This window comes from Ruegeria sp. C8 (assembly GCF_056537565.1).
The window spans coordinates 139,205-154,184 of record NZ_JBQFRV010000005.1; the positions used below are offsets into that span (position 1 = coordinate 139,205).

General features: G+C 57.9%; 14 protein-coding genes. 12 read left to right on the forward strand and 2 right to left on the reverse strand.

Going from position 1 to position 14,980, the window contains the following annotated elements; all coding sequences use genetic code 11:
• The first annotated feature begins 91 nt into the window (after positions 1 to 91).
• The 5 genes from ACR0KL_RS08930 to ACR0KL_RS08950 all read left to right on the forward strand — a co-directional run bounded on the left by ACR0KL_RS08930 (position 92) and on the right by ACR0KL_RS08950 (position 3,861).
• Positions 92 to 889, forward strand: a complete 798-nt coding sequence (locus ACR0KL_RS08930) for an ATP-binding cassette domain-containing protein (RefSeq protein WP_170678095.1) — start codon at positions 92 to 94, stop codon at positions 887 to 889.
• A 38-nt stretch (positions 890 to 927) separates the two neighbouring features.
• Positions 928 to 1,692, forward strand: coding sequence for a transporter substrate-binding domain-containing protein (locus tag ACR0KL_RS08935; protein WP_170678093.1), 765 nt, complete (start codon positions 928 to 930; stop codon positions 1,690 to 1,692).
• 9 nt (positions 1,693 to 1,701) lie between these two features.
• Positions 1,702 to 2,448 (forward strand): ABC transporter permease subunit, encoded by a 747-nt coding sequence (locus tag ACR0KL_RS08940; RefSeq protein WP_170552217.1) that lies wholly within the window; start codon positions 1,702 to 1,704, stop codon positions 2,446 to 2,448.
• Complete coding sequence (locus tag ACR0KL_RS08945; RefSeq protein WP_170552219.1) at positions 2,445 to 3,206, forward strand: ABC transporter permease; 762 nt, start codon at positions 2,445 to 2,447, stop codon at positions 3,204 to 3,206. The genes ACR0KL_RS08940 and ACR0KL_RS08945 overlap by 4 nt, the downstream gene beginning before the upstream one ends.
• 190 nt (positions 3,207 to 3,396) lie before the next feature.
• Positions 3,397 to 3,861, forward strand: coding sequence for a lysophospholipid acyltransferase family protein (locus tag ACR0KL_RS08950; RefSeq protein WP_170678091.1), 465 nt, complete (start codon positions 3,397 to 3,399; stop codon positions 3,859 to 3,861).
• A 266-nt stretch (positions 3,862 to 4,127) separates the two neighbouring features.
• Here the strand turns inward: ACR0KL_RS08950 and ACR0KL_RS08955 are convergent, their stop codons facing one another.
• Positions 4,128 to 5,525: an aspartate aminotransferase family protein gene (locus ACR0KL_RS08955; RefSeq protein WP_170678089.1), complete on the reverse strand. Its 1,398-nt coding sequence runs from the start codon at positions 5,523 to 5,525 to the stop codon at positions 4,128 to 4,130.
• A gap of 75 nt (positions 5,526 to 5,600) precedes the next feature.
• Complete coding sequence (locus ACR0KL_RS08960) at positions 5,601 to 6,284, reverse strand: GntR family transcriptional regulator (protein WP_170678087.1); 684 nt, start codon at positions 6,282 to 6,284, stop codon at positions 5,601 to 5,603.
• A 142-nt stretch (positions 6,285 to 6,426) separates the two neighbouring features.
• On the opposite strand from ACR0KL_RS08960, the gene ACR0KL_RS08965 reads away from it, so the two are divergent.
• The 7 genes from ACR0KL_RS08965 (at position 6,427) to ACR0KL_RS08995 (ending at position 14,977) form a co-directional block, all read left to right on the forward strand.
• The gene (locus ACR0KL_RS08965; RefSeq protein WP_170375682.1) at positions 6,427 to 7,512 is read left to right on the forward strand and encodes a polyamine ABC transporter substrate-binding protein; all 1,086 of its coding nucleotides are present in this window, start codon (positions 6,427 to 6,429) and stop codon (positions 7,510 to 7,512) included.
• Positions 7,513 to 7,579: 67 nt separating this feature from the next.
• Positions 7,580 to 8,707 (forward strand): ABC transporter ATP-binding protein, encoded by a 1,128-nt coding sequence (locus ACR0KL_RS08970; RefSeq protein WP_170678085.1) that lies wholly within the window; start codon positions 7,580 to 7,582, stop codon positions 8,705 to 8,707.
• Positions 8,707 to 9,597: an ABC transporter permease subunit gene (locus ACR0KL_RS08975; RefSeq protein ID WP_170376046.1), complete on the forward strand. Its 891-nt coding sequence runs from the start codon at positions 8,707 to 8,709 to the stop codon at positions 9,595 to 9,597. The genes ACR0KL_RS08970 and ACR0KL_RS08975 overlap by 1 nt, the downstream gene beginning before the upstream one ends.
• Complete coding sequence (locus ACR0KL_RS08980) at positions 9,594 to 10,412, forward strand: ABC transporter permease (protein WP_170638159.1); 819 nt, start codon at positions 9,594 to 9,596, stop codon at positions 10,410 to 10,412. The genes ACR0KL_RS08975 and ACR0KL_RS08980 overlap by 4 nt, the downstream gene beginning before the upstream one ends.
• Positions 10,409 to 11,710 carry an NAD(P)/FAD-dependent oxidoreductase gene (locus ACR0KL_RS08985; RefSeq protein ID WP_170678083.1) on the forward strand — a complete coding sequence of 434 codons (1,302 nt, stop codon included), beginning with the start codon at positions 10,409 to 10,411 and terminating at the stop codon, positions 11,708 to 11,710. The genes ACR0KL_RS08980 and ACR0KL_RS08985 overlap by 4 nt, the downstream gene beginning before the upstream one ends.
• Positions 11,711 to 11,815: 105 nt before the next feature.
• Positions 11,816 to 12,916, forward strand: a complete 1,101-nt coding sequence (gene mtnA, locus ACR0KL_RS08990) for an S-methyl-5-thioribose-1-phosphate isomerase (RefSeq protein WP_170678081.1) — start codon at positions 11,816 to 11,818, stop codon at positions 12,914 to 12,916.
• Between the two features lie 27 nt (positions 12,917 to 12,943).
• Positions 12,944 to 14,977 carry a bifunctional aldolase/short-chain dehydrogenase gene (locus ACR0KL_RS08995; RefSeq protein WP_480776897.1) on the forward strand — a complete coding sequence of 678 codons (2,034 nt, stop codon included), beginning with the start codon at positions 12,944 to 12,946 and terminating at the stop codon, positions 14,975 to 14,977.
• Positions 14,978 to 14,980: the final 3 nt, after the last annotated feature.

Below are 14,980 nucleotides of genomic sequence, written 5' to 3' on the forward strand. Positions count from 1 at the left end.
TGGTCCTATTTTGCGGATGCTGTAATTATACGCTTGCATAATTACTATGCTCGCGGCTTACTGCAATCAGAAAGTTGGGGTCAAAGAAAAAATGGACACAGCCGCCGCTGACGCAGTTGCTCAAGAAACGGATACGCGCCGAGAGGCGATCCGCGTTGAGGACTTGCACAAGTCTTTTGGAAATCTCGAGGTGCTAAAAGGCGTGGATCTCACAGCACATCAGGGTGATGTCGTGGCGATCATCGGTGGCTCGGGGTCTGGCAAGTCGACCATGTTGCGATGCATCAATTTCCTTGAAACACCGACCTCCGGCAAAATCGTAATCGGAGGCGAGGAAGTGGCAATGCGGGCAGATGGCAGTCCCGCCAGCCAGAAGCAGATAGAGCGCATTCGAACAAAGCTGGCGATGGTGTTCCAGCAGTTCAACCTGTGGACCCACCGCACTCTTCTTGAGAATGTGATCGAGGTTCCGGTACATGTGTTGAAGGTGCCCAAACCCGAGGCGATCGAACGCGCGCGCGAATTGCTGGTCAGGGTAGGCCTGGGCGGCAAAGAGGACACCTTCCCAGCATATCTATCCGGGGGCCAGCAGCAGAGGGCCGCTATTGCTCGGGCATTGGCGGTTGATCCTTCCGCCATGCTCTTTGACGAGCCAACATCCGCACTGGATCCGGAACTCGTGGGCGAAGTGCTGACGGTAATCCGTGATCTGGCTGCCGAAGGGCGAACCATGTTATTGGTCACCCATGAGATGAAGTTCGCGCGCGAAGTGGCGAACCATGTCGTCTACCTCTACCAGGGGCGCATTGAAGAGCAGGGACCACCTGCCGACCTCTTTGGAAATCCGCAATCGGAACGACTGAAGCAATTCCTCAGATCCGTCGGATAGTATCAAAACACTAAATAACACCAACCGGGAGACTCCTAATGAAATTGAAAGCACTTTTGACTGCAGCAACAGCCGCAGCCGTTCTGACTGCCGGCGCGGCCGCAGCTGAACAAGTTAAGATCGGTATCGCTGCCGAACCCTATCCCCCATTTGCGTCACCCGACAGCTCGGGCAATTGGGTCGGATGGGAGATCGAGGTGATCAATGCCGTCTGCGCCGCAGCCGAGCTTGACTGTGTCATCACCCCTGTCGCCTGGGATGGTATCATTCCGTCGCTGACCGGCCAGCAGATCGACGCGATCATGGCGTCGATGTCGATCACCGAAGAGCGTCTGAAAACCATCGACTTCAGTGATGCGTATTACAACACACCCGCAGTGATTGTGGCCGACAAGTCGATGGATATCGAGCCCACCGCAGAGTCCCTTGCTGGCAAAATCATCGGGATCCAAGCCTCGACCATCCACCAAGCCTATGCCCAGGAATACTTCAAGGATTCAGAACTGAAAGTCTATCAGACTCAGGATGAGGCCAACCAAGACCTTTTCGCGGGTCGCATCGATGCCACTCAGGCCGACAGCATTGCCATGGCGGATTTTGTGAATTCGGACAATGGCGGCTGCTGTGAAATCAAAGGCGCTGTCGCGGATGATCCGGCAATCTTGGGCCGTGGCGTCGGTGCCGGTGTGCGCAAGGGCGATACCGAACTTCTTGAAGCGCTCAACAAAGGGATCGCTGCGATCCTGGCCGATGGGACCCACGAGAAAATCACCTCGGGTTATTTCACCACCAGCATCTACTAAGGCGTAGCTGTGACCGGACTGTTAGAGACACTGGGCCTTGGCACCAGCATGGAGTTGCTGTCGCTGTCTAGTTGGGGTGGCAACCTGTTACGCGGGCTTGCCAATTCCCTGCAAATCGCCTTCGGCGCATTTGGAATGGGGCTGGTTATCGGGCTGTTCGGAGCCTACGGAAAACTCTACGGTGGGAAGGTCACGCGTGACCTTCTTGCCATCTATACGACTGTGATCAGGGCGGTGCCTGAATTGGTGCTGATCCTGATCCTGTATTATGTCGGCAGTGATATCATCAACAAGATCTCTGAGGCGGTCGGTGGCGGTCGGGTTGAGATCAACGGTGTAGCCGCCGGTATTTGGGTTCTGGGCGTTGTACAAGGGGCCTATGCCACCGAGGTTCTGCGTGGAGCCATAAAGGCGGTGCCTGTCGGGCAGATCGAGGCGGCGAAGTCCTATGGAATGCCCGCTTTCATGATCATGCGTCGGGTGACCATACCAGCAATGATGGGATTTGCGGTGCCCGGGCTAGCCAATCTGTGGCTTATCGCCACCAAGGACACGGCCTTGCTCGCTGTCGTCGGGTTCAGTGAGTTGACGCTGGAAACACGACAAGCGGCAAGCAGTACCCGTGCTTATTTCACCTTCTTTTTGGCTGCTGGCTTTCTATACCTGATGGTCACCCTTTTCTCAGGAGTCGTTTTTGCGCGCATTGAGAAATGGGCGCGGCGTGGTCAACCTTCGTTGAAGGGGGGCTCGGCATGATCACTGTAAAAGCTCTTATGCAACCGCACCGTATCGTCATGATGTTGCTATTTGCAGCATTGGTGATCTGGTGTGCGTTCTCGCTGCGTTGGGATTGGATTCCAAAATATGCCCCTTTGGCGTTGCAGGGTCTCTGGACCACAATCTGGCTCTTGGTGGTCACAACCGTACTAGGCTTTTTAATGGCTGTGCCTCTGGGATTGGCGCAGGCGGTGGGCCCTTGGTACTTGGCAACGCCCGCCAGGGTATTCTGCACGATAATTCGAGGCACACCGCTGCTGTTGCAGATATGGTTGCTATACTACGGGCTTGGTTCGTTATTTCCGCAGTTTCCCTGGATACGATCGTCTGAGCTTTGGCCCTACCTGCGTCAGGCTTGGCCCTACGCCGTCCTGGCGCTGACATTGTCCTTCGCAGGATACGAGGGCGAGGTCATGCGAGGCGCGTTCTCTGGTGTGGCAAAAGGTCAGCTGGAGGCTGCAAAGTCTTTCGGGATGCCACGATTCACAATGTTCCGCCGGATCTGGCTACCCCAAGCCGTACGCAATGTTCTGCCCACCTTGGGCGGTGAAACCATCTTGCAGCTCAAAGCAACGCCACTCGTAGCAACGATCACAGTGGTCGAGATATATGCTGTTTCGTCCCGGGTTCGAGCAGACACATTTGTGGTCTACGAGCCCCTGTTGTTGTTGGCTTTGGTTTACATGGCCATCGCCGGTTTAATTGCCTTGGCCTTTCGACGATTTGAGGAAGTTTGAAGTATTGGCAGCAGTGCTTACGTATGGTCGATAGGTGTTTTGGGTCAGAAATGCTTGATGTTTGGGTCAGACATGAATGACGTGATGCAATCATTCCTTGAGGTTTTGGCCATCGATTAAGTCAAAGATCTGTGACGTTCCACAATTATCGTGATCAACCGCCGCAGCCACCTAGATGGTTTCACTCTGATTGACGTGGTGTCCGACGCCAAGTGGATCACCTTCGCCGCCAAAAAAGGAACTTTGCGACGCGGTTATCCAACGCGACGGAATCAAGTGTGTAGGGCCGGTGAAGATTGACTGGAAAAGTGGCAATGTGGCGATCGAAACACTCACTGCTTTTGTTCAAGCCATGCCCGCGCGCCGTTATGTCGTGCTTTTCCCAGAGGGTACGCGCACTAACTCCGGAAGCCTCGGCAAGTTCAAGGCAGGAGCTATAATAGTAGCGCGCACCAACGGCCGAACAACACGACCCGTCGTAGTTCACGCATCCTACAAAAGCATGCCGCGCGACAAACACTTGCCCAAAAGCGGAACGATCCGGGTCGAGGTATTGCCGTCATTAAAATGCGATCACTCCGCTTCAGTGGACGAAGATATTGCTCACCTGCGAAGCGCAATGATGGCCGTTTTCGACGCCGGATTGTGTAGGTAGGTATGTGGTTCTTCGTTGCTCCTGCGACTCCAATAGTAAGACAAAGGTCCGCCCTGGGCCATAAGCCGACTTTCGATGCGGCCGACGCAAATGGCCGCCTTGGGCCGATTTTGATGTTAGTGCTTGGGCAATGCCAAAGGGATCGCAATCAGCGGTGATAACTTGTCGACCACAACTGAAAGTGCAACTAACGAGCGGGCTAAGGGCTCTGCCCCCGCCGCCTATCGGCGTCTCCCCCGGGATGTTTTAGCCAGATGAAGGGCGGATCAGGAGGCCGCTTTCATCAGGCCCTGCGCGATGATCTCGGCCTCGGCTTCATCCAATGATTTGTGGATGCGCACGAACATCTCGTCGATATCCGTTGGGGTCAGGATCAGAGGCGGAGAGATGATCATCCGGTCGCCCACATGCCGCATGATCAGGTTGTTGGCAAAGCAGCGGTCGCGGCAGATATAGCCTACCGTGCCGGGGTCGGAGGCGAATTTGGCGCGGCTGGCTTTGTCAGGGGTCAAAGCGATCGACGCCATCATACCGACGATCTTGGCCTCGCCCACCAGCGGGTGATCGGCCAGCGCCTCCCATTTCTGTTTAAGGTAGGGGGCGGCGACGTCGCGGACATGCTCGACGATCTTTTCTTCTTCAAGGATGCGCAGGTTTTCCAGGGCCACAGCCGCTGCGACCGGGTGGCCGGAATAGGTGTAGCCGTGGTTGAATTCAGTGCCGCCGATCACCTCGGCGATCTCGTCATTGACGATGGAGCCTCCGATAGGCGCGTAGCCCGAGCTGAGGCCTTTTGCGATGGTCATGATATGCGGTTTGATGCCGACGGTTTGCGATCCGAACCAGTTGCCGGTACGGCCAAAGCCACAGATCACTTCATCGGCGATCAGCAGGATATCGTATTTGTCGCAGATGCGCTGGATTTCGGGCCAGTAGGTATCAGGAGCGACGATCACGCCGCCTGCGCCCTGAACAGGCTCGGCGATGAAGGCGGCGACGCGGTCTTCGCCCAGTTCCAGAATGGCTTCTTCTAGTTCGCGCGCACGGGCGAGGCCGAACTCTTCGGGCGTCATGTCACCGCCTTCGGCCCACCAGTTGGGTTGATTGATGTGGTGGATGTTCGGGATCGGGATGCCGCCCTGCGCGTGCATTCCGGCCATACCGCCCAGCGAGGCAGAGCCCACTGACGAGCCATGATAGGCATTGTGCCGGCTGATGATGATGTTCTTGTCGGGCTGACCTTTTTCGGCCCAATAGGTGCGCACCAAGCGGATGTTGGTGTCGTTCGCCTCGGACCCGCCAGCGGCGAAGAACACGTGGTTCAGGTCGCCCGGGGCAAGCTCTGCCAGTTTGTTGGCCAGTGCAATTGCGGGAACGTGGGTCGTTTTGAAGAAGGTGTTGTAGTACGGAAGCTCGCGCATTTGGCGGGCTGCGGCGTCGGCCAGTTCATCGCGCCCGTAGCCGATATTCACGCACCACAGGCCGGCCATCGCGTCCAGGATCTGTTCGCCTTCGCTGTCTGTCAGATAGACGCCATTGGCGCGGGTGATGACGCGCGCGCCCTCTTTTCCCAACGCTCCGTTGGCGGAGAACGGGTGCATGTGGTGGGCGGCATCCAGCGCCTGCAATTCGGCGGTGGGCATGTGGTTTGTGATCGTGGACATCCGAAAGACTCCTGCAACGGTGGTTGCGAGTCACAATATGATCAAATTATTTCCTGTCAATCGAATCGGTGTTTTCTAAATGTCCGAGGCAGCGTCGATCATCAGTTCCATGCCTTGCTCGATATCCTGAGCGGTCGCTTTCGCCACGTTTTCCGCATCCACAGCGCGCAGCCCTGCGATGATGTCCTTATGGCGATCAGGCAGGCTTTGAGTGCCGAAGCGGCCGCAGACCACACGCAAGGATGGCCCGAATCGGAGCCACAGACGCTCGGCCAGATCGCTTAGGACGGGCGCATCGGCATGTGCGTAGAGCGTTTCGTGGAATCTGTGGTTCAAGTGCAGGTAGCCATGAACGTCACCATCCGCGATCATCTGGTCCAATTGCTGGTCGATTGATTCCAGTTGATCAATGTCGCTGGCGGACATTTTGGCGGTGGATCGCCTTGAAAGCTCTGATTCTATGGCAATTCTGGCGAAGATCACCTGCTCAACATCACCGCTGGACAACAAGGGTACACTGACCCGGCGATTGCCCTGAAACACCAATGCACCGTCCGAGATCAGACGTCGAATCGCCTCGCGCACGGGGGTCATGCCGACGCCGAGCGAATCAGTCAGGCCCTGAATAGTGACGGGCTGACCTGGTACCAGCTCGCCGAACATGATCATGGATTTCAGGGTGTGGTAGACCTGTTCGTGCGCGGGCCGTTTCCCGGCGTCAATATTGGGCTTAGGTGCCTTATTTTTGATCAAATCCAATTGGTTTGCCTTGTCTCGATGGGTGCCGACTTGCCGGGCTGTTGACCTTTTGGAACCATAGTTCAGAAAGTCGAAAAACGCAAAACTTGATCAAATCCAAAAAAACGGGACAATACCCACCATAATCGCAGGGAGAACAAAAATGATGTTCAAGACGCTGACACTGACAGCGGTTCTCGCATTGGGGACTTCGGCGGCCTTCGCCGAAGAGGTGCGAGTCTATAACTGGTCGGACTATATCGACGAGGAGCTTCTAACGAAGTTCGAGGAAGAGACAGGGCTGACCCTGATCTACGACGTGTTCGACAGCAACGAGTTGCTGGAGACCAAGATGCTGGCCGGTGGGTCGGGCTATGATGTCGTGGTGCCCTCGGGTACGTTCCTTCAGCGCCAGATTCAGGCCGGAGCGTTCCGGGAACTGGATACAGCTCAGCTGTCCAATGCTGGCAACCTGTGGGATGTCATCCAAGAGCGTACTGCCGGATACGACCCGAACAATGCTTATTCGATCAACTACATGTGGGGCACCACTGGCATTGGTGTGAATGTCGGCAAAGTCAAAGAAGCGCTGGGGGATGACGTTGCGCTGAACAGCATGGACTTGGTGCTGAAACCCGAAAATATGGAGAAACTGGCCGAGTGCGGAGTGCATTTCTTGGATGCTCCCGCCGAAATGATCCCGATGACATTGCAATATCTGGGTGAGGACCCGGACAGCCATGACCCGGACGTCATCAAGAAGGTCGAGGAAGTACTGACCGGCGTGCGCCCTTATATCCAGAAATTCCACAGCTCGGAATACATCAACGCGCTGGCCAATGGCGATATCTGCGTGGCAGTTGGTTGGTCGGGTGACATTCTGCAGGCCCGTGACCGTGCGGCCGAGGCCGACAACGGCGTTGAGATCGAATACCACCCCTTCGCCGAAGGCTCGCTGATGTGGTTCGACCAGATGGCTATTCCGGCGGACGCTCCGAACCCGGAAGGCGCGCATAAGTTCCTGAACTTCATCCTTGATGCCAACAACATGGCGGCGGCGTCGAACTATGTGTACTACGCCAACGGCAACAAGGCCTCGCAAGAGTTCCTTGAAGAAGACGTGATCGGTGATCCGGCGATTTATCCGGATGATGCGACGATGCAGAACCTCTACATCACCACGCCTTACCCGGCAAAAACACAGCGGGTTGTGACCCGTATGTGGACCAAGATCAAATCGGGCACCTGATCCGATTTCGCGCAAGGCGGCGGGGATCGCCTTGCGCCCACTTCCAGATTGTCGAACGGGGGCCGTTTTGAACTCTGACGTCTTTGCGCCGTGGGATGACCCGCAGGCGAAACCCTTGATCCAATTCCAGAATGTCACCAAACGGTTTGGAGATTTCACGGCCATAGACAATCTGTCTCTGGACATTTTTGAGAAAGAATTCTTTGCCCTGCTCGGTCCGTCGGGTTGCGGCAAGACCACGATGATGCGCATGCTGGCGGGGTTCGAAACGCCGACCGAAGGGCACATCATTTTGGGCGGTCAGGACATTGACCCGATCCCGCCCAACAAACGCGCAGTGAACATGATGTTCCAGTCCTACGCGCTGTTTCCGCATCTCAGCATCTGGGAAAACATCGCCTTCGGTCTGCGCCGGGACAACATGCCCAAGCATGACCTTGAGGACCGGGTGGAAGAGATGCTGCGCCTGACTCGGCTCGAGCAATTTGCTCGCCGCAAGCCGCATCAGATCTCGGGCGGTCAACGGCAACGGGTCGCGCTGGCGCGGTCGCTGGCCAAGGCGCCCAAGCTATTGCTGCTGGACGAACCTCTGGGTGCGTTGGACAAGAAACTGCGACAGGACACGCAGTTCGAACTGATGGATATTCAGGAGAAGACCGGCACGACCTTTGTGATCGTTACCCACGATCAGGAGGAAGCCATGACCGTCGCCAGCCGCGTGGCGGTAATGGATCAAGGTCGCTTGATGCAGGTCGCCACGCCCGATCGCATCTATGAAAACCCGAACTCGGTTTATGTCGCGGACTTCATCGGCGACGTGAATATCATCGAAGGCCACGCTACCGCGAATGGTGAGGAAACCTATCGGATCGACTGGGCCGAAGGGCAGGCTCCGCTGACGGCAACCTCGGCGAACGGCTTCTCGGAGGGTCAGGCCTGCCATCTGGCGATCCGGCCCGAGAAGGTGACGATCTCAACCGACCGCCCTGCCGAGGCAATCAATGCCGTGCAAGGCAGGGTGTTGGACATCGCTTATCTGGGCAACCTCTCGACCTATCATGTCGAGCTGCCGAACGGCACGATCATCAAGGCGCAAACGGCCAATACTCGCCGCATCTCGCGTCGGTCATTCACATGGGAAGACCCGGTCTGGCTGTCCTGGACAGCGACGGCTGCGGTCCTGTTGGCAAGCTGATGCGCCGCGCGCTGCTGATCGCAGTTCCTTATGTCTGGCTGTTGGCGCTGTTTTTGGTGCCGTTTTTCATTGTCCTAAAAATCTCACTTTCGGACACGGAACTGGCGATTCCGCCCTACACGCCGACGTTGGACCTGTCGCAGGGTTGGGCCGGGATCAAGGATTTCTTCAGCCAGCTGGATTTTGAGAATTTCGTCTGGCTGACCGAGGATGACCTGTATTGGAAGGCCTACCTCTCCAGCCTGAAGATCGCTGTGATCTCAACCTTTCTGACGTTGCTGGTGGGATACCCGATTGCCTATGGCATGGCGCGCGCGCCGGCCGAATGGCGACCGACACTGATGATGCTGGTGATCCTTCCGTTCTGGACCTCATTCCTGATCCGCGTTTACGCTTGGATGGGGATCCTGTCGAACGAAGGGTATCTGAACCAGCTCTTGCTGTGGACGGGTATCATCTCGACCCCGCTGACGATTCTGAACACCAATACGGCTGTCTATATCGGGATCGTCTACACCTATCTGCCGTTCATGATCCTGCCGATCTATTCGTCGTTGGAGCGCATGGACGAGTCACTGATCGAAGCCGCCGAGGATCTGGGGTGTTCGCGCCTCCAGGCCTTCTGGCTGGTAACGATCCCCTTGTCGCGCCCCGGCATCATTGCGGGCTGTTTCCTTGTGATGATCCCGGTGATCGGTGAGTTTGTGATCCCCTCACTTCTCGGCGGCTCGGGCACCCTGATGATCGGTAAGGTCTTGTGGGAGGAGTTCTTCTCAAACCGTGACTGGCCGGTGGCAAGCGCGGTGGCGGTGGTTCTGCTGCTGATCCTCGTGGTGCCGATTGTGTTGTTCCAGCGCAACCAGCAGAAACAGGCGGAGGCCGAGAAATGAACAGATTAAGCTGGTTCAACACGGTTTCCCTGACGCTAGGGTTCGCGTTCCTGTACATCCCGATGATTATCCTGATCATCTTCAGCTTCAATGAAAGCAAACTGGTGACTGTCTGGGCCGGGTTCTCGACCAAATGGTACGGAGAGCTGGCCCAGAACGAAGCGTTTCTGGACGCGGCATGGGTGACGATCCGGGTGGCGGTGTTTTCATCGACGCTGGCAACCATTCTGGGCACCGCCGCGGCCTATGTCCTGGTACGCGGAGGGCGCTTCTTTGGCCGTACCCTGTTCTCGGGAATGATCTACGCGCCGCTGGTCATGCCAGAGGTGATCACAGGCCTGTCGCTTTTGCTGCTCTTCATCGGGATCGGGTTGGACCGGGGGATTCTGACCATCGTATTGGCCCATACGACCTTTTCGATGTGCTTTGTGTCGGTGGTTGTCTCCTCGCGCCTTGTGACCTTTGACCAGTCGCTGGAAGAGGCCGCCTTGGACCTTGGCTGCTCGCCCGCGCAAGCGTTTCGACTAGTAACCCTGCCGATCATCGCACCGGCGGTGATCTCGGGCTGGCTGCTGGCGTTTACTCTGTCTCTTGATGATCTGGTGATCGCGTCCTTTACTTCGGGCCCGTCTGCCACGACCTTGCCGATCAAAATCTTTTCGGCCGTGCGGCTTGGTGTCAGCCCTGAGATTAACGCGCTGTCGACCCTAATGATCGCGGTTGTGACTATCGGCGTCATCACCGCCTCCTTGGTCACTAAGCGTGCGATGATGCGGCAAAAGCAAGATGAGATGGCCGCCATGCGCGCCGAATGAAACGGATATTTCCGGACTACACCTATGGTGATGGGCCAAGGCAGGGGTGCTGGTGGGACGAAACTATCGCCGCCCCCGACTGGCCTGAACAGAAGGGTGATTTGCAGGCTGATGTTGCCATTATTGGCGGCGGTTTCACCGGAGCTTCAGCCGCACTGCATCTGGCGGATGCGGCCGTGTCCGTCGCAGTGTGTGAGGCCGAAACACCCGGTTGGGGGGCTTCGGGACGCAACGGTGGGTTCTGCTGTCTGGGGGGATCAAAACTCAGCTACAAGGCCATGTGTCGTCGCTATGGTGAGGTTTCGGCGCAAGCCTATTCCGGGGCTGAAAGCGACGCTGTGCAACTCGTCGCAAGCCTTCTGGACAGCTACGGGATCGACGTGGATCGGCATTCAAAAGGTGAGACGCAACTGGCTCATTCCCGCCGCGCGATGGAGGCGCTGAGGCGCAGTGCAGATGAGAACGGTATACTGCATGAAGCTGCTGACCTGTCCGGTCTAGGCCTGAAAGGGCCATTTCACGGAGGGTACACGACACCTGTCGGGTTCGGCCTGAATCCTCGGAAATACCTTTTTGGCCTAACCCAAGCCGCGCAGGCGCAAGGCGCAATGTTTTTTCAGAACAGCCCCGTTCTGAGCATTGAGAAGACCGCGTCAGGTTTTGCTGTACAAACACCAAAAGGCCAAATCCGAGCCGACAAGGTATTGGTCTGCACCAATGGGTACTCCAGCGAAGATATCCCGTCCTGGATGTCGGCTCGTTACATGCCTGCCCAATCCACTGTGCTTGTCACCCGTCCTCTGACACCGGCAGAGAGGGCCGCGCAGGGTTGGACCTCAGATCAGATGTCCTACGATACGCGCAATCTCTTGCACTATTTCCGCCTGATGCCGGATGGCCGGTTCCTGTTTGGCATGCGGGGCGGGCTGCGGTCCTCACCCAAAGCCGAGGCAGCGATCCGCATGCAGGTGCAGCGCGACTTCAAGCGTATGTTCCCGGCGTGGTCTGAGGTGGACGTCACTCATATCTGGTCGGGCATGGTGTGCATGTCGCGCGAACTGGTGCCTTTTGTTGGGCCGGTTCCGGGACAGACCGGGATGTTCGCGGGCTTCGCCTATCATGGCAACGGGGTCGCCATGGGCACCTATAGCGGTCGGGCCCTGGCGCGGTTGGCCCTGGGTCAGACCAGCGGATTGCCAAATGTCATGTCCGAGACAGCCCGCCGCTTTCCATTGGGTCGTTGGCGGCGTGCCCTGATGCCGCCCGCCTATGCCGCTCTGGGACTAGCCGATCTGTAATACGCTTCTAAGAGCCGTGCGGAAACAACCCATCGGCGCTTGAGGCCTGCGTGAAAATACTGGAACGTGTGGCAGACCCCATGAAACCCGACCGGAGGGCAGAAGATGAAAATTGGCGGTGTTCACTACCACTCGATCTGGCGCGACGCTGAAAGCGGCGAGGTCAGGATCATCGACCAACGCTGGCTGCCGCACGATTTCCGAATCGCCACGTTGTCCTCTCTGGCCGCGTTTGAGGCCGCGATCCGCGAGATGTGGGTGCGTGGCGCGCCTTTGATCGGAGCGACTGCTGCCTATGGGATGGCGGATGGGATGTCTCGGGACCCGTCTGATCAGAGTTTTGAACATTCAGCCTCGGTTTTGAACGCGACCCGTCCAACGGCGGTAAACCTGAATTGGGCGTTGCAGCGCTGCCGGGAGGCCCTGCTGCCTCTGCCGCCCGATCAACGCGCCGCCGCGGCCTGGGCGTTGGCGGATGAGATCTGCGAAGAGGATGTCGAGATCAATCGCCGGATCGGAGAACATGGGCTTGCTTTGATCCGCGAGATCGCCGCCCGCAAACCCGCGGGTGAGCCGGTGCGATTGTTGACCCATTGCAATGCCGGGTGGCTGGCCACCGTGGATTGGGGCACTGCGACCAGCCCGATGTACCAGGCGCATAACGCTGGTTTGCCGATCCATGTCTGGGTCGATGAAACGCGACCCCGGAACCAAGGGGCCTTAACAGCGTGGGAACTGGGCGAACATGGCATCAGCCATCAATACATCGTCGACAATGCAGGCGGTCACCTGATGCAGCACGGTCTGGTCGATCTGGTGATCACCGGGACGGACCGGACCACCTCGACCGGCGATGTCTGCAACAAGATCGGTACCTATCTAAAGGCCCTGGCCGCGCATGACAACAACGTGCCGTTCTATGTGGCCTTGCCCTCACCCACCATCGATTGGACGCTGCGGGACGGGGTTGCCGAAATCCCGATCGAGGACCGACCGGACCGCGAAATCTCGCACGTGTTTGGCATGACGGAGGACGGTATTGGAGAGGTCTGTGTCGTCCCCGATGGCTCGGATGTAGGTAACCCGGCCTTTGACGTCACGCCGAACCGTCTGGTCACCGGTTTGATCACCGAGAGGGGCGTATGCGACGCCAGCGCCGAAGGTCTGGCGGCCATGTTCCCTGAAAAGGTTGGCCAAGCCGCCTGAGCGCAGAAAGACAAGGATACAAAAGACATGATCGAAAACATGTACAAGGCGCAGGCCGCCGCAGACTGGCGTGCGGCTGCCGGCGCCGATCCGGCTGATCAGGAATTGGCAGAGCGGGTCTACACTTCGCGCCTCATCGGTCAGAACCCGGATCTGCTGATGCATGGCGGTGGCAATACGTCGGTCAAGCTAGAGCGCCCCGATTTGTTCGGCGAGATGCGGCCGGTTCTGCACGTCAAAGGCTCGGGCTGGGATCTGGACACGATCGAAGCGCCCGGACTGCCGGGTGTCTGGCAAGAGCCGCTGTTGAAGCTGCGCGCGCTCGATAAGCTGTCGGATGAGGACATGGTGAACTATCAGCGCTCAAGCCTGCTGAATTCGGCCTCGCCCAACCCGTCAGTCGAAACGCTGTTGCATGCCTTCCTGCCACATATATACGTCGATCACACCCACGCCACGCCGTTTCTGATTCTGGCCGACCTGCCCAATGCTGAAGAGGTCTGTCGCGAGATTTTCGGCGACCGCTTGGGGATCGTGCCTTACATCATGCCCGGTTTCAGCCTCGCGAAGGCGGCGGCGGATGTGTACGACGCCAACCCTGATGTTGAGGGGCTGCTGCTGCTTAAACATGGTCATTTCGCCTTTGGCGCCACCGCGCAGGAAAGCTATGATAAGATCGTTCAGCATACCAATGAGGTCGCGGCTTATCTCGGCCTGACCGAACTGACGCCAATTGGTGAACGTCTGCCTTCCAACGGGCTGGACATGTTGCCCGTCTTGCGTGGCGTGATCGCTGAGGTCACTGCGGATCAGGACAGTCCGATGCCTGTCTTTGATCTGAGAAATGGCCCCGCGACACATGCGTTTATGGCGCGCGGCGATGTGGACGCGCTGGCGACCCGCGGCATGGCCTCACCGGATCACGTGCTGCGTACCAAGGGCTGGCCGCTGGTGCTGAAACAGGCGGACCTAACCGACCGAGAGAGCATCAAGGCCAAGGTCGAAGCCTTCGCTGTGGATTACCGCGCCTATTTCGACCGTCAGGCCCCTCAGGCCGCGGAACCCAAGACCATGCTGACCCCTGATCCCAAACATGCGTGGATCGAAGGGATCGGTGTGCTGGGGATTGGGGTGAACGCTAGGGCGGCCTCAGCCTCGGCTGATCTTGCTGAACAGAACATCCGCGTGCGCGCTGTCACAGAAGATGCGGGCGGGTTCTACCCGATTGGCGAAAAGGACATGTTCGATTGCGAATATTGGTCGTTGGAGCAAGCAAAGCTGGGCAAAGGCACCCCTCCGCCGTTTCAGGGCCAGGTCGTCATGGTGACCGGCGGGGCAGGCGCGATTGGTCTGGCAACCGCCAAAGCCTTTGCCGCCAAGGGCGCGAATGTCGTTCTGGTGGATCGGGATCAGGAGGCGCTGGATGCGGCCCTATCCCAGTTGGGTCGCTGGCATGCGGCCTGCGCGCTCGACATCACGCAAGCTAACGCTGCCGATACCGCGATGACCGCTGCGGTCGCGGCCTTTGGTGGGCTGGATATTCTCGTGTCGAATGCGGGCACAGCCACTGGCGGCGCTCTGGTCGAGCTTGAGGATGAAGCCTTCCGCGCGGCTTTCGAGTTGAACTTTTTCGCGCATAAGGCCTTTGCCACCGCCGCTGCCAAGTTGATGCAGGATCAGGGGCGTGGTGGGCAAATCCTGTTCAATATCTCCAAACAGGCGGTCAATCCCGGTCGCAATCTAGGCGCCTATGGAACCCCCAAAGCCGCCACGATGTTCCTGATGCGGCAACTGGCGCTGGAACTGGCGGGGGCTGGTATTCGGGTCAACGGGGTCAATGCCGACAAGATCAGATCAGGCCTGCTGACGGATGCGTTCATCAAGGAACGCGCCGCCGCGCGGGGTGTCAGCGAAGAGGTCTATATGGGCGGTAACCTTCTGGGCCGCGAGGTCGAGGCGCATCATGTCGCCGAGGGTTTTGTCAATCTTGCTTTGATGGAGCGCACTACCGGCCACGTCATCACGGTCGACGGTGGCAATACCGAAGCCGAACTGCGCTAGCGT